Here is a 19,703-nt window from a genome sequence, read left to right on the forward strand (position 1 = left end):
TTTTATTTCCCCTTCTTCTCAGCGTTAGCTTCCATGGCCTCGACCAAACCTTGGACACGAGTCTCATACTGTGCAGCGTTGAAGTTTCTGGGATCGGCCTGGTCACCGTCGAAACCGGCAGTGGGGATACCCAGATCCTTGGTGAAGCGGCGCTGCATTTCAGGCATGTAGCCGGACCAAGGTTTGCAGGAACGGTTGTAGTGAACCAGAACGCCGTCAACCTTGTTTTCACGGCACAGGCCTTCACGCCAAGCAACGCCCTGTTCCAGACATACGGAGTTAGGAGCCTTGCAGTAGGCGCGTACCAGTTCATCGTAGTTGTTGTAAACGAAACCAAATGCAGGAGCGTATACAACACCGGTGATGTTCAGACCGTTGGCTTTCAGCGGCTTGAACAGGTCAGGCAGCTTCGGCCAGCAGGGGATACCTTCGAACATGATACGATATTTTTCTTTGAAAGGAGCGGTAGTGGTTCCTTCTTTTACGTGTTGTTCCAATTCGCTGGCCAGCAGTTCGAAAGCTTCAGCAGCTTCTACTCTGCCACGGGCGGTAACAACGTCAGCCATATGGTTGAACAGGTCAAAGCCGTTGAACGGAGCCGGTTTGTATTGCAGATAGTCACAAACCTTTAACCAAGCCTTAGCGGTACGGTTAGCGTATTGGCAGCATTTTTCGAACTTATCTTCGTCAAATTTCTTGCCGGAGATTTCTTCCATTTGACGGATGGCTTTGTCAAATTGGGAACGAATGTATTTTACGTTGCTTTCGCTGACTTGGTCAGTTTCGTTGTAAGGAACGTCAACCATAATCAGGGGAATGTTGTGTCTGCGGGCAATATCTTCATACCATTTGGTCATGCAGTTGCAAATGTTGTTGCAGCACAGAACAAAGTCCGGCATGGGCATGATCATCTGACGATATTTATGCAGGGCGTTGGTACGGCGGGTCTTTTCTTCGCCGTCCGGCAGAGCTGCGATTTCATAGATATCATCGATAACGGTATAAGGTTTACGGGTCTTAGGATCGATAACCGGTTTGCCGGTTTCAGGATCGATGACCTTTTTGCCGTTTTCATCTTTCAGCGGTTTGCCGCTGTTGGGGTTGATGATATAGTTACCATCTTTGTCCATCTTGTTAGCAGCTCTCTTACCAGCGGCATAGGCCAGGCTGATACGGGAGTAACCGCAGATATCGTTGTCGTAACCCAGATCTTCAGCAGCTTGGCACATTACTTCGCCGTCACGGTTGGCAGCGATACCAGCGGCCTGGTTTTCCGGATATACAACGTGCAGGCCGAAAGATTCAGCCAATTCGCAGGGGAACTTGGAAGAAGACCAACCTACAGGTTCGCCTGCAGCTTTTGCTTCACGGGCTTCCCGGTAAACTTTTTCAACTACATCTCTCAATGCCTGAACGCCAGGGCTTACTGTCTTTGGCATAATTATCCTTCCTTCTTCACATGAGTGAACTGTTGTAAAACTTTATTTGGTTGCTTTCTTGTAGGCATACAGGGCGGCACCCAGGGCACCGTTGTACTGTGCAAGAGGAGAAGTTTGGATTTCTACTCCCAAACCTTCCCGCAAAGCATCCACCACACCATAGTTCTGGGCTACGCCGCCGGTCATCACCACGTCGGGAACAATCCCCACCCGGTTTGCCAGACCGATTACCCGGCTTGCAACAGAACGATGGATACCAGCAATGATGTCGATCTTGTCCGTACCCTTGGACAGCTGGCTGATAACCTCGCTTTCCGCAAATACGGTACAGGTAGAGCTGATGGCCACCCGTTTTTTGGACTGTGCGCCCAAGGGAGCCAGGTCAGACACTTTTACTTCCAGGACATTGGCCATTACATCCAGGAAACGGCCAGTACCTGCAGCACATTTATCATTCATTTGGAAATTGGTCATGGCACCATTTTCCACATGGATGACCTTTACGTCCTGCCCACCGATATCAATAACGGTGTGCACGTTAGGCCAAATGAAGTAGGCGCCCATAGCATGGCAGCTCAGTTCGCTCATCTGCTTGTCGGCAATGCCTTCCAAGGAGTTGCGGCCGTAGCCGGTAGCCAGGGTATAAGCCATATCTTCTTTTTTCATGTGGGCATTCTCCAGTACTTCGGAGATGGAGCGTGCAGGACCGGAAGTACCGGTCCCCACGTCTACCAGGGATTTTGCCACAATTTCTTTACCGTCTTTCAGAATTACGCACTTGGAAGCGGTAGATCCAACATCAATACCTAAGGTATAAATACTCATTTAGCTTTCTTCCTCCGTAAGGATTATTTCTTTACGAAAGTGTCAAATTCTCTAATGGCTCTAGGAAGAAGCATTTGATGGAACGGGCAAATCGATTCAGGGTTCTGATATGCAGCTTCCGTAAATGCTTCTACATAGCCGCGCAGAGCCGTCATGTCAACGATTTCGTCAACCAGACCCAATTCAGCGCACACTTTCGGACGAGATTTCGTATGGAAAGCCTGGATCAGATCGTTCATCTTGTCGATGGTCGGCTGCAAATCCTTACCAGCTTTTCTGTCCTTCGCCAGTCTCCGGGAGTACATAGCGGTAGCAGCGGTTTCACCGTTCATTACGTAGATTTCCGTTGCAGCAGTACCAATGGAGAATGCGTTGGTGTCGTTGCCCTGAGGTCCACCCAATACGTAATGGGCTGCAGCAGAACCTTTTCTCAGGGTAATTTCAAATTGAGGAACATGGGAGGTCTGGATGGAATAAATCAGGGATTGGCCCAAGCCCAGCAATTCAGCTTTTTCAGCGTCGTTGCCTACATCAATACCGGTGGTATCCTGAACCCAAACGATGGGCAAACGGTCTCTGGCGCACAGCGTCACAAACTCGTTCATTTTTACCAGGCCCTGACGGTACAGCTTGCCGCCCATACCAACGGAGCCGGCAGCCTTGTATTCAGGGTAATTCATCAGCAGGCCTTGTACGTTGGCAACAACGCCAACCAGCAGGCCGTTGACTTTGGCCATACCAGTAATCATTTCGGGGCCATAGCCCTTCTTGTATTCCTTCAGTTCGCTGTTATCGAACAGACGACCCAGAACATTGTAGATATCGTAGGCTCTCTTGTCATTCAGAGGAACCATGCTGTACAGGTCTTCGCTGGGCAGAGCCGGAGCTTTGGGATCGTCAACGCGGAAGAATTCCGGGTTGTAGCTGGGCAGCATACCGATATACTTTTTGATACCTTCCAGAACGCCTTCTTCGGAAGCATAAACTTCGCGCATGAAGCCGGTTTCCGTAAAGTGGATATCAACAGCTCCAGGGGGTTCTTGCTTGCCGCTGCGGTCTACCATGTCAGCAATCTGGTTAGCGCCTTCCATGTCAATGTAGCCTTTGGGGTTCATGCCGCCCAAAATGCCGGCGCCGCCTACTGCCATGTTGGCCTTTTCATGGGCAATCAGGACAGTGGGGCTGATGCTGTGGTAACCGCCGCCAGCAGGGTTGGTACCATAGATGCCGACGATTACGGGAACACCCAGTTGGTTCAGTTCAGCGTTTCTGAAGAACGGGGTGCCGCCGCCGCGGCGGTTCGGATAAACTTTTTCCTGCTCGTCGAATTTAACGCCGGAGCAGTTCAGCACATACACCAGGGGAATGTGCAGGGTTTTTGCGGTGTCGGAAGCACGCAGCAGGCATTCAGCCTGGCCAGGTACCCAAGCGCCGGCCAGCTTCTTGTTATCGGAAGCGACCACAACAGCCCATTTGCCGTTGATTTTGCCCAGGCCCTTAACGATGCTTACGGAACCGTTTTTGTTGCCTTCCGGGTTGAACAAGGAGTTCAGCGGTCTCCAGGTGCCCGGTTCTACCAGTTTTTCCACTCTCTGCAGGGCGGTCAATTGACCGGATGCATTCAGGGATTCGGTGGAACGGCCTGCATCTTCAGCAGCTTTCACCAATTGGTGAATTTCTTCTTCGATGGCTTTCAGTTTGGCAGTATTGTCTTCGTCTACTTTTTTCAGCACCTTGCCGACTTGGGGCAGTTGTTGAAAATATCTAGGCATTGAATAGAAACCCATTTAAATGATTCCTCCCTAATTCTCTCTTATTTCTTGTCTTCTACGGGAACTTGAATGAAGGCTTGGCCCGGGTCGATTTCTTCTCTGATCAATTTGATAACAGAGGGTTCCGGAGCTTCCAGCAGAACGGCTCTGGATACATCCAGATCGAAACCGGTGTTTTCCAATACGTCTTCAGGGGAAGAAGTCGGATAGTAGCCAGCCAGGTACATCCGTTTGGTCTTTTCATCAAACTTCAGTACGCCGCGGTCGGTAACAACCATTTGCGGACCTACATCGCCGGGCAGACCCAGTCTTTCACGTCCGCCAGGGCCGTCGATCCAGCCAGGGCTGGTTACATAGTCAATTTTCTGCATGAATCTGCGTTTTTCATGCTGCATCATAATGATGGTGTTGGAGTAGGTAGCAATACCATTGGCACCGCCGGAACCGGTGAAACGGGTTTTCGGATGATGGTAATCACCAATGGAGGTGGAGTTTACGTTGCCGTACGGGTCGATTTGAGCGCCGCCGATGAAAGCAATCAGACGGTTGGCTTTATGCAGGTATTCGTTGATTTCGAAGCCAACGAAACGAACGTTGGGCCAAATGGTGCCGCAATGGGCCATGAATCTCAGATCGCCTACGCTGCGGGGAACTTCCACAGGAGAGCAGTCCATCAGGCCGCTTTCCACGATGATGTGGCAGTCAGGAGCGTATACTCTCTTGGCAACGCTGGCGCCGATCAGAGGAAGACCGGTACCTACGGTTACAACCTGACCATTTTTGATTTGCTTGGCAATGGTCACAGCCTGCATTTCTTTATTGGTATAATTCGTGTAATCAGCCATTGTTATTTGTCCTCCTTCGTCATGTCGATATGGTAGCCCAGGCCAGGAACTACTTTCAGGTTGATCAAACGGGTAGCACCCAGTTTGTTCAGGTATTCGTCATGATCTTTCAGGTCAAACACCCATTCTTTGCAGAAAGCATCGAAGTCTTCCTGGGTCTTGCTGACTTTGTCATAAACCTTCAGGAACGGATTATCATAGTCATACATACCATAGCATTGAGAAGGATGTGCACCATAAGGAGCCAGAACAACAGCATCTACGCACATGCCGGGAATGTCATTCTGAGTAGGATCTCTTCTGATTTCTTCATTGCTGATGATTTCTTCAGCAGTAACGATCGTGTATTTGGCAGCCATGGCAATATCCACATCCTGGAATTTGCCGCCCCAAATGCGTACAGTGCCGTCCGGAGAAGCCTGTTGTGCATGGATAATAGCTACATCAATTTGCGGAACAGGAACAGCAACAACTTTTTCGCCTTTTTTGAAGGGGTTATCAATATAAACGAATTTGTCATCAGGAACCTTGTCCAAAGTCTTGCGGACTTCCTTGCTGATGCCCCATTCATCGGTCAGGCCGGAGCCTTGCATCAGGGTTACAGGCAGGAAGGGCAGACCCAGTGCAGCAGCATGCCACATCATGTAGATTACATCCTGGGAATAGTCTTCCATGATCAGTTTGCCAGCTTCAAACCATTTTCTGAACCGTCTGGAAACGTTGGTAACACCGGAGTTGGCAGTATAGCAGTTGATATATGCCTTTACCCGGCCGCAGCCGATCAGCATATCCCAGTCGCCGCCGGCAGCGCCGCCCAGACCAGTCAAATCGGTGATACCTTGTCTTAAGATTTCATAAACGGCAGCATACGGTTTCCGGTCAGTTGTGAAACCGCCCAGGGCGATATGATCACCACTATGCACATACTTGGCAACTGCGTCTTTTAACGTCATTACTTTACTCAAAGCAAAAACCTCCTTAAGATCCATACTAGTTTTGAAACGTCCGGAACCCTCCTCTAATGAAATAATCCATCCCCCTTTGTAATTGAGTATTTTTTCAATTCGAATTCCGGTAGACCTGCTTTTTCATAGTACACGTTGATTATAGCACAAATAATTTTTTTTTAAATCTCAAGTGATTAATTTGCGCTTTTTTTGCCAATTCTATGTTAATTCTAATAATTTTTATCAATTTTACTTATTTTTGACATTCATTCCCCATAAAATTGGCAACACGTACACCTATATATTCTCACAATTTTTCTGTATTGTCTATACCCAAAAGTATTTGTCTCATAAAAAAAAACTGAGGGATACGAAAAAACATATCTCTCAGTGTATGATTTTACCTATTTTTTGTTTTTTTGACGTATAACCCAATTCTTTGCAGCCTGTTCCAAGGCTTCCGGTTCGTTTTCCAGTTTCAGGTCCTGGACCCGCTGGAGCAGAACGGGCATCAGTTCCCGGAGCTGTTTGGGCTGGGCCCCTGCCTTTAAGGCATCCCAACCGGTGAAATTCAGGTCTGACGTGTGCACGGGCATCAAATAGGCCATGGAAACCAAGCGCTTGCCGTACATCTGGGCATGGATAATATCCGTCTGACCGGCATTGGCCGCTGCCACATCGGCGGTGCACAGGGCGGTCAGCTGCTTAAAGGCTTCGGCCATTTCCTTGTTCAGCCGAAAATGGCCGCTGCGGGCCTCCTTGCGCAGCCAGCGCCAGGTCTGGGCGTCGGTTTGGGCCATGGCAAAGCCAAAGTGCATATGGTTCTTTACCAGCCAGGCCACCCGGTCCGCCAGTTTTCCCGGCAGCTGCAGCCGAGCCAAAATGGCATGGGCCATTTTGGCTCCCACCACCTCGTGGCCATAGTCGCAGGGCTGGCCCTCCTTGTTGATGCCCCGGACCCCTTCCCGGCCCTTGGCAATATCGTGGAGCAAAATAGCCCAGCCCACCGGCAGAGTCCGGTCTCCCTGATCCAGGGCAGCCGCCGTATGGTTCCACACATCGTACCGATGGTAAAGGGGATTTTGCTCCACCCCTACCAAATCCAGCAGCTCCGGCAAAATGGGCACCTGACTCCAGGTTCCCCCGTGCCGGACCCGGCAGCTTTCAGCCGCCAGCCCGCTGCGCACCATTAGGTCCATGCCCCGTCCGGCGTAGGTGCCGCACAGGGTCTTGTTCAGCTCCGTCCGCACCCGCTCCAGGGACAAGCCTTCCGTCCGGGCCAGGTTGGCCTGAATGGCCGGCAGAATCTTTTCATCCGGGGTAAAGCCCAGCTGGGCCACAAAACGGCAGACCCGGAACATCCGCAGGGCATCCTCCTGAAACCGCTTGTTGGCATTGCCCACCGTGCGCAGCACCCGGCCCCGCAGGTCGCTGAGCCCGTCGTAATAATCGATAATATTCCCCTGTTGATCCAGGGCCAGGGCGTTGATGGTAAAATCCCTGCGTCCCAGGTCCTCTTCCAGGGTTTCACAGTACCAGACCTCTGCCGGCCGGTGGGCATCGGCACTGCCGTAGGTTTCGTTCCGGTAGGAGGCCACTTCCACCGCCATACGGTCGGAAACCAGGATTACCACCCCGAAGTTCTGGCCCAGGTCTCTGACCACAGGAATCTGGGCCTTTTCTGCCAAAAGCTGGATTTCGTCCGGCCGGGCGTTGGTCACCACGTCGTAGTCGTCCGGAGTGCGCCCCAGCAGCAAATCCCGGACTGCTCCGCCCACCACGTAGGCTTCAAAGCCGTGGGAACGCAGGAGCTCCATTACTTTTTGCACATATGCCGGTATTTCCAGATTCATGCCTGCCACCTCCTGGCTCAGTGATCCGCTGCCAGGATGGTAAAGACTCCTATATCCAGCGCCGCGTCACTGGCGGTTTTGATTTTGCAGCTGAATTCCCGTTCCATATCCTTGACGCCCTGTTCCATGATCCAGCTGTAGACCATGGGATGAACGGTAATCAGCAGCGAATGACTCATATTGCCCTCTGCAAAAATGCTCCGGAGCCGGCGGCGGATTTCCACGTACACCGTTTCCGGGGAAAGAACCCGGCCGCTGCCCCGGCACGTGGGACAGGTGCTGTACAGGACGCTGGCCAGGTTTTTCCGGGCCTTCATCCGGGTCATTTCCACCAGGTTCAGAGAGGTAATATCAATCACCTTGGGTTTCATTTTGTCGGAAGCAAATTCCTTCCGCAGGATTTGCAGGATTTCCTCCTGCTCCTCCTGGGTGTCCATATCAATAAAGTCGGCCACAATAATGCCGCCGATATCCCGAAGCCGCAGCTGCCGGGCAATTTCCACAGCCGCTTCCCGGTTGGTGGCCATACCGGTTTCATCCCGGTCCCCACCTCCCGAGTAGCGGCCGCTGTTGACGTCCACTACGGTCATGGCTTCCGTATAGTCAAATACCAGGTAGCCGCCTCCCGGCAGCCACACCACCCGGTCCGACATACTTTCGATTTCCTCATCCAGCTGGTAACTGGAAAACAGGTCATCGGTACCACTGTAGAGCTTCACCTCAATTTGGGGCAGCCCCATTTCCTTTAGCATATTGGTCAGGGTATGGTAGATGGTTACATCGTCCACCACAATCTTCTGCACATCTTCCGTCACGTAGTCCCGAATCATCCGGATGGACAGGTCCAGTTCCCGGTACAATAGATGGGGTCCCCGCCCCAATTTGCTCCGGCGCAGGAGGATTTTCCAGCTGTGGAGCTGGTTTTCCACGTCTGCCTGGATTTCCTTCTTGTCCGCACTGGCTGCGGCGGTCCGGAGCACCAGGCCCATCTTGGGCGGCAGCACCTGGGAAGCCCATTCCCGCAGCTGGCTGCGCTTGGTCTTGGACTCGATTTTCCGGGACAGGGAAATCCGGGAGCCAAAGGGCTCCAGCACCACATACCGGCCCGGCAGGGTAATATTCCGGGTAATGGCCGGGCCCTTGCTGCCCCGGGCATCCTTCACTACCTGTACCAATATCATTTGACCCTGAGAGAGTTTTTCCTCTTTTTTTAAGGTCAAAAAACCGTTTTTGCCTACATCCAAATCTACAAAGGCGGCCTGTATCCCAGGAACCACATTGCACACCTGGCCCCGATACACATTTCCCACCAAGTTGTCCGTGTTCCTACGCTCCACCGCATAGTCCCGGAGACGTCCTTCCTCCACCAGGCCCATGCGGGTTTCTTCGGGCCGGACACTGACATAAATGATCTTGGTCATGGCTGCGCCGTGCCGATTAGCGAGGTTTTATGCCCCGCCGCATCCCGTCCGAACAGGTCCGTACGGCGGATATCGGCTTCATTGAAGGACAGTCCCACCCCAAAATCCTTTTCCAGAATTTCCAGGAGCTGGGACGCTTTCATGCTGCCCGTAGGTGTGATACGGCAGTCAAAAGCCAGCTTCAGGACCCCATCCTGCCAGGCTGCGTCCACCTGGGGAATAAAGTCCTTGACGTTGATGGTTTTGGGTTTTCCCTTGGCCTTGTTGTGGGTTTTGGTGTAGGGCACCTCTGAGGCCTGGTTAAAGGCCGCAATACCCGCTGCCGGGTCTTCCGGGCAGGGTACCTCCACCTGGTAGCTGGCCCCTTGGGCGGAGGCCATGAGCATGGGGGCCTTGTCGTCCGCCAGGTCCGCCTTGACAATCCGGATGCCCATGGGCAGGGCTGCCTTGAGGGCAGTTACCAGCTCCTCCAGGGGCCGCTCTTCCACCAGCCGTACCTCGGCAAACTCGCAGGTGCTGGTAACGCCCACGCTAAGGGCCGATGCCAGGGAAAACTTCATATGGGGATTGAAGCCTTCCGAATAGGCCACCGGTAGGTCCGCCCGCCGGATGGCTTTTTCCAGGCTCCGCTGGTATTCCAGATGGGAAATGAAGCGGATGCCCGGCTCTTTGGTTATCTGCAGCCGTAATTTCATGCTTCCGTCTCCTTCCAATCGATGATTTTTACGTTCAGTTTCTGGCAGACCCCGCAGCCCGTGCAGGTATCCCGCCGGCAGTCATGGGTCAGGTCCGCCCGTTTGGCCTTTTCCAGTTCGCTCCACAGGAACTGCCGGGTCACTCCGCAGCTGGTATGCTCCCAGGAGAACACTTCCTTTTCGCCCCGGGGCCGGCTGTTGTAGAAGTCCATGGTAAGGCCCACGTCTTCAATGGCCTGTTTCCACCGGTCATAGTCAAAGAACTCACCCCAGCTGTCAAACTTGGCGCCCCGCTGCCAGGCCAGATAGATGGCTTTTCCCAGCCGCCGGTCACCCCGGGCCAGGACCCCTTCCATCAGGCTGGTACGGGAATCGTGGTATTGGTAATTGATGTTCTTCAATTTGGCGAAGGCATTCTTGAGCAGCATGTGCTTCCGGTCAAATTCAGCCTTGGTATTCTGGCCGGCCCACTGGAAGGGCGTATAGGGCTTGGGCACAAAGTTGGCCACGCTGACCGTAACCTTGGCGCCGCCCTTGCCGGTAACCTGCTTGTACTTCCACTGGACCATTTGGGCCAGCTTGGCAATGGCCAAGACGTCCTCGTCGGTTTCCGTGGGCAGGCCAATCATAAAGTACAGCTTCACCTGGGACCAGCCGTTGGCAAAGGCTGCCCCCACGGCGTTCATCAGGTCTTCTTCCGTTACACCCTTGTTGATGACGTCCCGCATCCGCTGGCTGCCCGCTTCCGGAGCAAAGGTCAGCCCGCTTTTCCGCACCGCCTGGACCTCCTGGGCCAATTTTACGGAGAAGCTGTCAATACGCAGGGAGGGCAGGGACACGCTGACCCGGTCCTTTTTGAACTCGGAAATCAGCTTTTGGGTTAACGGTTCCAGGTAAGAATAATCCGCGGTGCTCAGGGAGAACAGGGAAATTTCGTTGTAGCCCGTTGCCGGCACCAGTTTCTCCGCCAGCTTCAGCACCGTTTCCGGCCGCCGTTCCCGGATGGGCCGGTAGATCATGCCGGCATTGCAGAACCGGCAGCCCCGGGTGCAACCCCGGAACAATTCCAGCATAATCCGGTCGTGGACCGTATCACTGTAGGGCACAATGGGATTGGTAGGAAAGGCCAGGCCGTCCACATCCTGCTCCACCCGTTTGTACACCACTTCCGGTGCCGTAGGTTCATTGGGGGTATAGGCCTTCAGGGTACCATCCTCGTTATAGGTGACATCATAAAAGCTGGGTACGTAAACCCCCTGAATCTGGGAAACCCGGCGCAGAAATTCCTTCCGGCCTCCAGGCTTGCCTTCCCGCTTCCAATCCCGGTACAGCAGGGAGACTTCCACAATAATCTTTTCCCCATCCCCCAGCATGCAGAAATCCAGGAAATCTGCCAAGGGTTCGCTGTTAAACACACAGCAGCCCCCGGCACAGACAAAGGGATCGTCCAGGGTCCGGTCCTTGGCCCAAATGGGCACCCCGCCCATATCCAGCATATTCACAATGTTGGAATAGGACATTTCGTACAGCAGGGTAAAGCCCACCAGGTCAAAATCCTTCAGGGCCCGGGAATTTTCCAAAGAGGCCAAGGGCAGCTTCCGCTCCCGCATTTTTTCCTCCATATCCACCCAAGGGGCAAAAGCCCGCTCGGCGGCAATCCCTTCCACAGCATTCAGGCAGGCGTACAGGATTTTAAAACCCAGGTAGCTCATGCCGATTTCGTAGGTGTCCGGGAAAGCCAGGCAGAAGGAAACCTCCGTTTCGGCTTCGGATTTGACAATGCTGCCGAATTCCATTCCCGTATAACGGGCCGGTTTTTCTACAGCGCTGAGTATATCGATAGGAAAATCTTTTTTCATGGTCTCTCCTTAATGAAAACGTAATGTCTGATGATGGGCGTTGATGTTCAGCAGCAGGGTGACCATCAGCATATTGGTGGTCAGGGAGCTGACGCCGTAGCTCATAAAGGGCAGGGGCACGCCGGTAACGGGCATAATGCCGCTGGTCATGCCCACATTCACCAGAATATGGAACAAAAACATGGATACGATGCCCACGGACAATAGGGTGCCAAAGTCATCGGAGGCATGCAGGGCAATCTTGATGCCCCGGTACACCACCACCCCGTAAAGCAGCAGGATAATCGTTACCCCGATAAAGCCAAATTCTTCCCCGGCCACCGCAAAAATAAAGTCCGTGTGGTTTTCCGGCAGGAAGTTTAACTGGCTCTGGGTTCCCTGGAACAGTCCCTTGCCAAAAAACAGGCCGGAGCCAATGGCAATCATGGACTGGATTACGTGGTAGCCGCTGCCGTAGGGCTCCAGGCCAGGGTTCAAAAATACCCGGATCCGGTTCCGCTGGTACTCGTGAAGCACCCGCCAGACCAGGGGCGCTGAAGCAAGACCCAGACCGCCCATGGCCAAAAAATAGCGGAGCTTAAAGCCGCAGACAATCATGGTGCCCAACAAAATGGCCAGGAAAACCAAAGAGGTTCCCAGGTCGGGCTGCTTCATAACAAATAGGAAGGGCACCAGCACGTAGCCAAATACCGGCAGCCAGCTACGAAAATCCGTTAAAAGCGGCAGCCGGTCGTCCACGTAGGAGGACAGGGCGATAATCATAATGGCCTTGGCAAACTCACTGGGCTGGATGCTGATGGGTCCCAGCTGCAGCCAGCGCTGGGCGCCCAGGGCACTTTTGCCAAAGAGCATGACGCACAGCAGCATGACGATGTTGAAAATGTAGAGGGGCCGGGCCAACTGTTTCAGCACCCGGTAATCAAACCGCAGGAGGAAAGCCCCCAGCACCAGGTTGATGCCCGCAAAGCTCAGCTGCCGCAGCACAAAGCTGTAGCGCTTGGGGCCGGGCACATTGGCGTGGGTGGCGCTGCCAATCAGGATAATGCCAATGGTAATCAGCAGCAGGACACTGACCAGCAGCGGCATATCGATATTGCGAAAATATTTTTTGATCTGTATCCGCATAGCTGCTCCTTATTTCTTGTTGCCTTCCCGGCGTACCCGGGGATCCGTAAAGGCATATTCCAAAATACTTTTGACAATAGGCACTGCGGACACGGCACCGTAACTGCCCTGTTCCACAATGCACACCACTACCAGCTGAGGTTTCTTGGCTGGGGCATAGGCGGCAAACCAGCCATGGTCCAAGCCATGGGGGTTTTCTGCCGTACCGGTCTTGCCCGCTACGGCCACCGGCAGGTTCTTCAGGGAAGAAGCGGTACCGCCTTCTTCCGTAACGGCTTCCAGGCCTTCCTGCACCAGTTTCAGGGTAGCCTCCGAAACCGGCAGTTTCCCCTCCTCCACCGGTTCAAAGGTCTGGTCCACACTGCCGTCATCGTTGATGATCTTGCTGACCAGATGGGGCTTAAAGCGACGGCCGTCGGTAGCCACCGCACTCATCATTTCCGCCACCTGAATGGGGGTTGCCAGGGTAAAGCCCTGGCCAATGGCGGTATTGAAGGTATCCCCCAAATACCAGTCTTCGTCAAACACTTTCTTCTTGTATTCCGGCGTAGCAATAAGCCCCTCGGCTTCCCCGTGAAGGTCAATGCCCGTCCGCTGTCCAAAGCCAAAGTCCTTGGCGTATTTGTCAATCAGATTGATGCCCAGTCGGTTGCCCATTTCGTAGAAGTACACGTTATCGGAAGCCGCCAGGGCCCGTTTGAAGTTGATATACCCCAGGGCTTCCCCGCCGGCGTTGCGCATATCAATCAGCCAGTGCCGGCCGGAGTCGTAGATCAGTTCGTCCGGAGTTACCTTCTTTTCTTCCAATGCCGCCGAACCGGTGACAATCTTAAACGTAGAACCGGGAGGATATTCCCCGGCAATGGCCTTGTCGGTCATGGGATGGAAAGGGTCCGTATTCAGGTAGTTCCAGTTCTTTTCGCTGATGCCGTTCACAAACCAGTTGGGGTCAAAGCCCGGCCGGGAGACCAGGGCCTTCACTTCCCCGTTGTTGGGGTCCAGCACCACCACGGCGCAGCCCCGGGCCCCAATGGCCTTCAGCTGGCGGTCCACCGCTTCTTCCGTGATTTTCTGGAGCTTGGCATCGATGGTGAGCACCAGGCCCTCCCCGGGCTTGGGCTCCACCTTATCCATGACCTGGACCACACGGCCCACCACGTCCACTTCTTCCCGGTAGCTGCCGTCTTCCCCTCTCAGGTTGGCGTCATAGTAGCTTTCCAGGCCTGCCTTGCCGATAATGTCCCCGGCTTTCAGGTCGCTGTACACCCCTTGTTCAATTTCGTAATCGCTGACTTCCCCCACATACCCCAGTACGTGGACGGCCAGCTCCTTGTTGGGATAGTACCGCACCGGCTGCACTTCCACCATTACCCCGGGCAGGTAGCGCAGATTTTCTTCAATCTTGGCCACCACTTCCGGAGAAGCATTCCGTACCAGCCGGATGGGTTCCGCCCCTACGGAATGGAGCTTGATGGTATCCTGGATTTTCTCCATGGGCAGGTTCAAAATAACGGACAACCGCTCCAGAGTTTCCTTGTTGTAGCCGTCGGAACGGCGCACTAAGGAAATCATAAAGCCCGGCTTGTTGTTGGCCAGTTCTTCCCCGTTGCAGTCGTAGATAATGCCCCGGGGGGCCACAATCCGGGTGTAGCGGGTCCGGTTCCCTTCTGCCTGACGGCTGTAGTAGCTGCCCCGCAGGATTTGCAGGTAGAACATCCGCCCAATCAGGATGCAGATAATGATAACGCCGGAAAACAGCAGGAATTCCAGACGGTAAGCAAACTTTTTATTCAGCACAGCGTTTCTCCTACAGATGATAATAATAATCCATCCGACTGTGGAGCCGTTGTTTCAGCTTGTGGTACAAAAACCACATGACCGGGGCACAGATCAGATTCCAGCCTATACTTTTCACCGTCAGCACCAAAAACGGCCAAAAAGGGAGCCACCTGCCCTGCATGATGCACAAAAACAGGGAGGTTGCCACCCGCAAAAGCAAGGTTACCATAAAGGTCAAAATCAAATAGGTGGGCAGCCGGTCTGCAAACATATTCAGCCGGTTCTTTCCCACCACGTAGCCGATAAAAACCCGGGTCACCATATGCCAGCCAAAATAGCTGAACGTGACCACATCCAATAATGCACCAATACCCAGTCCGTAGAACGTGCCGCCCCGCTCTCCCTGGTCCAGCGCGTAGAGCAGGAGGAAGAGCAGCAGCAAGTCAGGAGACTGGGTGGTGGTGAAAAACATAAACCAATGATTTTCCAAACTAAACAAAAACAGGGTAAAAAACAGCCAAGCCAAGGCGCGCAGGATCATGATCTGCCTCCTTTGGAAGCGGGCACATCAGGGTCCTTCCCTTCCTCCCGGAGGAAATCTGCAAACCCATGGAAGTTGGTAATGACCAGGGCTTCCTCCAAATGGGCATAATCCACCGCTGGAGCAATGGAAGCACTCTTAGTCAGGCCCCCAGGGTCCATGCGGACTTCCTCAATGGTGCCAATGATGATGCCTCCAGGATTGTAGCCGCTGTAACCGCTGGTCACAATGGTATCCCCCGGCAGCACATCTGCGTTCCGAGTCAAGTTCCGCATTTCCAGCTGCTGGTCCGGCCCGGCCACGCCGTTGACGATTCCCGCCGCCCGAGAATCTCCCCGGAGGTTCAGGCCGCCAATCCGGCTTCTGGGGCTGGAAATCAGCAGTACTTTGGCCATATGGGGATACACCCCATCGATAATGCCTATCAGGCCGGAGCTGTTCACCACCGGCATATTCATCTGGAGGCCGTCGTCGCTGCCCTTATCAATCAGGATCACGTCCTTGAAATCCCCCAGGTCCCGGCTGATGACCTTGGCCGGGGTGGTCTGCCAGGCAGGATGAAGTTCCGTAAACTTCAGCAGTTTGGCCAAGCGGACATTTTCCGCCTTCATGGCCAAAAGCTCTGCGTTGCTTTGGCGCAACTCCTCATTTTCCCGTTTCAGGTCCTTGTTTTCCTTGGCCACCCCATTGCGGTTCGTCAAGAAGTCGGAGGCCCCCTGTACCCCTTTGCCCAGGCCGCCCACAATAAAGTTCACGGGCCGGGAAAGGGTGGAAAGCACGGTGTTGCCCGCTGCAAAATGATGCAGCAGGTCCCAGCCTACGCCGCCCAGTACCAGGACAATGGCAGCCACCACTGCCAGCCGTATTTTTCTCTCCTTCTTCATTACCACTCGTCGCTTTCTCATTTGCTCCCCGCCGGTCGATGTCCCTTATGGAACAGATTCATATTTTCCGCAGCTCGTCCTGTGCCCAGGGCCACACAGCCCAGGGCGTTTTCGGCCACCACTACCGTCAGACCCGTTTCCCGGGTCAGTACCCAGTCCAGGTCCCGCAGCAGGGCGGCCCCGCCGGTGAGCACAATGCCCCGATCCAGCACATCTGCCGCCATTTCGGACGGCATCTGTTCCAGGGTTCCCCGAATGGTCTCCACAATGCTGCGCACCGGTTCCAATAGGGCTTCCCGGACCTGGTTCTGATCCAAAAGGCGGCTTTGGGGGAGCCCTGTCAGCAGGTCCCGGCCCCGGATTTCCATCACAGCGCTGGGGGTTGTTTTTCGCAGGGTTCCAATTTCAAGCTTGATGGTTTCCGCCATCTGTTCACCGATAAGAAGATTATACTTTTTCTTGATAGCCCGTACAAGAGCATCATCCATTTCTGCGCCGCCCAGCCGGAGGGTTCGGGAGAAGACAATCTGGCCCAGGGAGATGACCGCCACTTCCGTGGTGCCGCCTCCCAGATTCACCACCATAAGCCCGGTGGCTTCCTTAATGGGCAGGCCTGCCCCCAGAGCCGCAGCCAAAGGTTCTTCCAGCAGGTAGGCTTCCTTGACCCCGGCTTCCAGGGCCGCATCGATGACCGCCCGTCGTTCCACATTGGTCACTCCGCAGGGAACGCTGATCACCGCCCGGCTGCGGACAAAGGAACGCTTTTGGAGAGCCTGCCGGAGCAGGTGCCGCAGCATCACCGCCGCCAGTTCAAAATCGGCAATTACCCCGTGGCGCAGGGGCCGTACCGTACTGATGCCCTGGGGCGTCCGGCCCACCATCTGTTTGGCAGCCTTGCCCACCGCCAGTACCTTGCCGGTACGGTCATCCACCGCCACCACGGACGGTTCCTGGAGGGCGATTCCCTGGTGCTTCAGGCAAATCAGGGTATTGGCCGTACCCAAATCAATGCCCACATCCGTATGCAGCGAATCAAAAAATTCCAGCATGGGTTTCCCCTCCCTTTCTTTTCTATATTTCCGGCAGCTGCCGGCCTAAATCAAATCATGTTCCTTAAAACTATAGTAGACCCCATCCCCGATGACCAAATGGTCCACCACGGGAATGCCCAAAATTTCTCCGGCCTTGACCAGGGTCCGGGTCAGGTCCCGGTCTTCCTGGCTGGGCGTGGGATCCCCGGAAGGATGGTTGTGCACGGCCAAAAGGGCCGCTGCATGATGCACCACCGCCGGAGCAAACACTTCCCGGGGATGGACCACCGACGCGTTCAGGGAGCCTTGGGAGATTTCCTTGATGGCCGTTACCCGCCCTTTGCTGTTGAGCAGGATTACCTGAAAATGTTCCTGGTTTTCGTGGCGCAGCCGGCTCATCACCAGCATGGCCCCGTCTTCCGGGCAGCGGATCAGGCCCATTTTGGGCTTGCTGTTGGCGGCCACCCGGCGGCCCAGCTCCAGGGCAGCCATAATCACCGCCGCCTTGCTGGGACCCAGCCCATGAACCACCGTCAGTTCCTGCAGGTCCTGGGTCCGGGCCAGGGCTTCATCCTTCAGCAGGTCCCCTACCAGTTCTCCGGCAATATCCAGGGCCGACCGGCCCTTGGTGCCGCTGCCAATGAGAATGGCCAAAAGTTCCCGAGGGGTCAGGGCCTGGGGTCCCAGCGCCAGCATTTTTTCACGAGGCCGTTCCTCCGGCAGCATTTCCTTGATCAAATAGTGTGTCATCTTGCATCACGTCCATTTCTGCGAATAGTGTAAGTAAAGTTGCTAAGGGAAGTCCTACCACATTACTGTAGGACCCGTGTATAGTGGGTATAAAAAGTGCTGCTTTTCCCTGAATGCCGTAGGCTCCGGCTTTATCCAGGGGTTCCCCAGTACCAATGTACCAGGCGATCTGCTGGTCCGTCAAGGGTGCAAAAGTCACCTCTGTCACGTCCACCCGGGCTTTCTCCTGCCCCCGGTAAAACAGGGCTACCCCGGTAAGTACCTGATGGGTCCGGCCGCTGAGCAGCCGCAGCATCCGGGCAGCGTCCTTGGTATCCTGGGGTTTGCCCAGGATTTTCCCGTCCACCGCTACCACCGTATCGGCGGCAATCACCAGAGCTGAAGGGTTTTCCTGGGAGGCCACAGCCCGCCCCTTGGCCAGAGCATTGTGCAGCACCAGATCCTCCGGAGAAGCGCTTTCCTTCAGTTCTTCGCAGTGGCTTACCACCACCCGGGGATTCAGGCCCGCCTGACGCAGCAGTTCCAGCCGGCGGGGAGAAGCAGAAGCCAAAAGTATCTCCATAGGTCCTCCTTATAACTTGTTATAAATAATGGCTCCCAGCACCATGCCAACAATCGCCACCAGGTTGGGAGAAAAGGTAAAGCCGATGGTCAGCTTGGCAATGTACAAATCCACATCCACCGGCGGCACGGAAATAATCTGGTACTGCCGCACCAGGGTATCCGTAATGGGGCCCAGTACTTGGGACGCCTGGAGGCTTTCTGCCACAAGCCCTCCCATCACAGCCCCTGCCGCCAGGGCTCCTACCAGCCACAATCCATTTTTTGCGCCCAGCATGCTTATTCCTCCTCAGAAGAAACCGGGTCGTCCACACCAGGAATCATCCCATCGCTGTAGTACCCGGTAACGGTCCACTGGGCACCCCGGGGATTGACCACCTTGCGAAAATTCCGGGCGTAGTTCCAGCCCAAAAGCAGCCAGATAACAGTGCTGCCCAGCACCACCTGCCACTGGGGCAGGGGGAAAAAGTGGGCCATAGCCCGTCCAAAAGCCGCCCCGGCCACTGCGGTCAGCACAGGAATGCCCCGGGCAATGAGTTTGGCCTTGCCAGCTTCTACTTCCTGGCGTTCCACCAGGACCCGCATTCCCCGCTTGGCTTCGCAGGCGTTCCAGCAATCCAGCTGCTTGGGGCGCTGCTCCCCTGGCTTTTGTTCAATTTTTACTCGTGCCTGCTGGCCATGAATGGCCACCACGGTTCCAATATACGTATTCACAACCATTCTCCTTTATTCCGGGAATTGCAGGTACTGCTTGGGGTACCGCTCTGCCAGCAGCTGCATCAGCTTACCGCTGGATTTGAACAGCAGGGCGCACAATTTGCCGTTCTCCCTATACACCAGGATCCGCTGGGGATTGGGATCGATGGAAGAATAGCGGTGCACATACTTTTTGATGGCAGTTTTGCGGAAAAAGCTCCGCTTATACTGATTGGAAAAACTTTCCATATCTTTTAAATGGACGGTCATCCGGCGCTCAATGCCCAGGCCATACATAATCACCCGCAGGTCCTTGCCGGTAAGCACCACCGTATAATCAAACATACAGCGCCAGCACCACAGGAGCAAAAACAGCACATTGTAGCCCCAGCCCATCAGGCTGAACTGGTACAGGGCAAAGGTATGGTACCCTTCGTAGGCCCAAGAAATGCCAATTACGGCCAGGGCCGCCCACTGCAAATACCGTCGTTCCTTACTGACTGTTGAATATTCCTTGTATTCTTCCACGTGTTTCTCCTTCATTTCTTCATTCCTCACCTAAAAATCCTTAACTTCCTTATTATATCAAAATTTACCCGTAAAGTAAGGCATTTCTTGGGATTCTGGGGAATTTCGGGAAAGAGCCGGGAAATTTCTGTTCCGTCCCTTGGTAAAGTATC

General features: G+C 54.3%; 19 protein-coding genes. All 19 read right to left on the reverse strand.

From position 1 onward, the window contains the following. Nucleotides 1-2: 2 nt before the first annotated feature. On the reverse strand, nt 3-1,439 hold the full coding sequence (gene hgdA / locus C7E10_RS05260) for a (R)-2-hydroxyglutaryl-CoA dehydratase subunit alpha (RefSeq protein WP_105326293.1): 1,437 nt from the start codon (nt 1,437-1,439) through the stop codon (nt 3-5). Nucleotides 1,440-1,481: 42 nt separating this feature from the next. Then, nucleotides 1,482-2,264 carry a (R)-2-hydroxyglutaryl-CoA dehydratase activase HgdC gene (hgdC, locus tag C7E10_RS05265; protein WP_105326294.1) on the reverse strand — a complete coding sequence of 261 codons (783 nt, stop codon included), beginning with the start codon at nt 2,262-2,264 and terminating at the stop codon, nt 1,482-1,484. 23 nt (nt 2,265-2,287) lie between these two features. Then, nucleotides 2,288-4,051 carry a sodium ion-translocating glutaconyl-CoA decarboxylase subunit alpha gene (gcdA, locus tag C7E10_RS05270; protein ID WP_105326295.1) on the reverse strand — a complete coding sequence of 588 codons (1,764 nt, stop codon included), beginning with the start codon at nt 4,049-4,051 and terminating at the stop codon, nt 2,288-2,290. A 26-nt stretch (nt 4,052-4,077) separates the two neighbouring features. After that, a complete protein-coding gene (gene gctB / locus C7E10_RS05275; RefSeq protein ID WP_105326296.1) occupies nt 4,078-4,881 on the reverse strand; it encodes a glutaconate CoA-transferase subunit B in 804 nt (267 codons plus the stop codon). A gap of 2 nt (nt 4,882-4,883) precedes the next feature. Then, nucleotides 4,884-5,846: a glutaconate CoA-transferase subunit A gene (gene gctA, locus C7E10_RS05280; protein WP_105326524.1), complete on the reverse strand. Its 963-nt coding sequence runs from the start codon at nt 5,844-5,846 to the stop codon at nt 4,884-4,886. A 386-nt stretch (nt 5,847-6,232) separates the two neighbouring features. Beyond that, nucleotides 6,233-7,681, reverse strand: coding sequence for a CCA tRNA nucleotidyltransferase (locus C7E10_RS05285; RefSeq protein ID WP_105326297.1), 1,449 nt, complete (start codon nt 7,679-7,681; stop codon nt 6,233-6,235). Between the two features lie 17 nt (nt 7,682-7,698). After that, complete coding sequence (locus tag C7E10_RS05290; protein ID WP_105326298.1) at nt 7,699-9,102, reverse strand: Rne/Rng family ribonuclease; 1,404 nt, start codon at nt 9,100-9,102, stop codon at nt 7,699-7,701. Further along, on the reverse strand, nt 9,099-9,797 hold the full coding sequence (locus C7E10_RS05295) for a TIGR03936 family radical SAM-associated protein (RefSeq protein ID WP_105326299.1): 699 nt from the start codon (nt 9,795-9,797) through the stop codon (nt 9,099-9,101). Before C7E10_RS05295 ends, C7E10_RS05290 begins: the two co-directional genes overlap by 4 nt. Beyond that, the gene (locus tag C7E10_RS05300) at nt 9,794-11,656 is read right to left on the reverse strand and encodes a TIGR03960 family B12-binding radical SAM protein (protein ID WP_105326300.1); all 1,863 of its coding nucleotides are present in this window, start codon (nt 11,654-11,656) and stop codon (nt 9,794-9,796) included. The genes C7E10_RS05295 and C7E10_RS05300 overlap by 4 nt, the downstream gene beginning before the upstream one ends. A 9-nt stretch (nt 11,657-11,665) precedes the next feature. Next, nucleotides 11,666-12,781, reverse strand: a complete 1,116-nt coding sequence (gene rodA / locus C7E10_RS05305; RefSeq protein WP_105326301.1) for a rod shape-determining protein RodA — start codon at nt 12,779-12,781, stop codon at nt 11,666-11,668. Nucleotides 12,782-12,790: 9 nt separating this feature from the next. After that, nucleotides 12,791-14,578 carry a penicillin-binding protein 2 gene (mrdA, locus tag C7E10_RS05310; RefSeq protein ID WP_105326302.1) on the reverse strand — a complete coding sequence of 596 codons (1,788 nt, stop codon included), beginning with the start codon at nt 14,576-14,578 and terminating at the stop codon, nt 12,791-12,793. A 10-nt stretch (nt 14,579-14,588) separates the two neighbouring features. Further along, nucleotides 14,589-15,101 carry a rod shape-determining protein MreD gene (mreD, locus tag C7E10_RS05315; RefSeq protein WP_105326303.1) on the reverse strand — a complete coding sequence of 171 codons (513 nt, stop codon included), beginning with the start codon at nt 15,099-15,101 and terminating at the stop codon, nt 14,589-14,591. Beyond that, a complete protein-coding gene (mreC, locus tag C7E10_RS05320) occupies nt 15,098-16,006 on the reverse strand; it encodes a rod shape-determining protein MreC (protein ID WP_231086358.1) in 909 nt (302 codons plus the stop codon). The genes mreD and mreC overlap by 4 nt, the downstream gene beginning before the upstream one ends. After that, the gene (mreB, locus tag C7E10_RS05325) at nt 16,003-17,034 is read right to left on the reverse strand and encodes a rod shape-determining protein (protein WP_105326305.1); all 1,032 of its coding nucleotides are present in this window, start codon (nt 17,032-17,034) and stop codon (nt 16,003-16,005) included. The genes mreC and mreB overlap by 4 nt, the downstream gene beginning before the upstream one ends. A 45-nt stretch (nt 17,035-17,079) precedes the next feature. Then, nucleotides 17,080-17,766 carry a RadC family protein gene (gene radC / locus C7E10_RS05330; RefSeq protein WP_231086360.1) on the reverse strand — a complete coding sequence of 229 codons (687 nt, stop codon included), beginning with the start codon at nt 17,764-17,766 and terminating at the stop codon, nt 17,080-17,082. Next, nucleotides 17,717-18,328, reverse strand: coding sequence for a Maf family protein (locus C7E10_RS05335; RefSeq protein WP_105326306.1), 612 nt, complete (start codon nt 18,326-18,328; stop codon nt 17,717-17,719). The genes radC and C7E10_RS05335 overlap by 50 nt, the downstream gene beginning before the upstream one ends. 9 nt (nt 18,329-18,337) lie before the next feature. After that, nucleotides 18,338-18,604: a DUF4321 domain-containing protein gene (locus C7E10_RS05340; RefSeq protein ID WP_105326307.1), complete on the reverse strand. Its 267-nt coding sequence runs from the start codon at nt 18,602-18,604 to the stop codon at nt 18,338-18,340. 2 nt (nt 18,605-18,606) lie between these two features. Next, nucleotides 18,607-19,041, reverse strand: coding sequence for a SoxR reducing system RseC family protein (locus C7E10_RS05345; protein WP_105326308.1), 435 nt, complete (start codon nt 19,039-19,041; stop codon nt 18,607-18,609). A gap of 12 nt (nt 19,042-19,053) precedes the next feature. Further along, the gene (locus tag C7E10_RS05350) at nt 19,054-19,566 is read right to left on the reverse strand and encodes a hypothetical protein (protein WP_105326309.1); all 513 of its coding nucleotides are present in this window, start codon (nt 19,564-19,566) and stop codon (nt 19,054-19,056) included. Between the last annotated feature and the right edge of the window lie 137 nt (nt 19,567-19,703).

This window comes from Acidaminococcus hominis (assembly GCF_900291475.1).
Classification (GTDB): domain Bacteria; phylum Bacillota; class Negativicutes; order Acidaminococcales; family Acidaminococcaceae; genus Acidaminococcus; species Acidaminococcus hominis.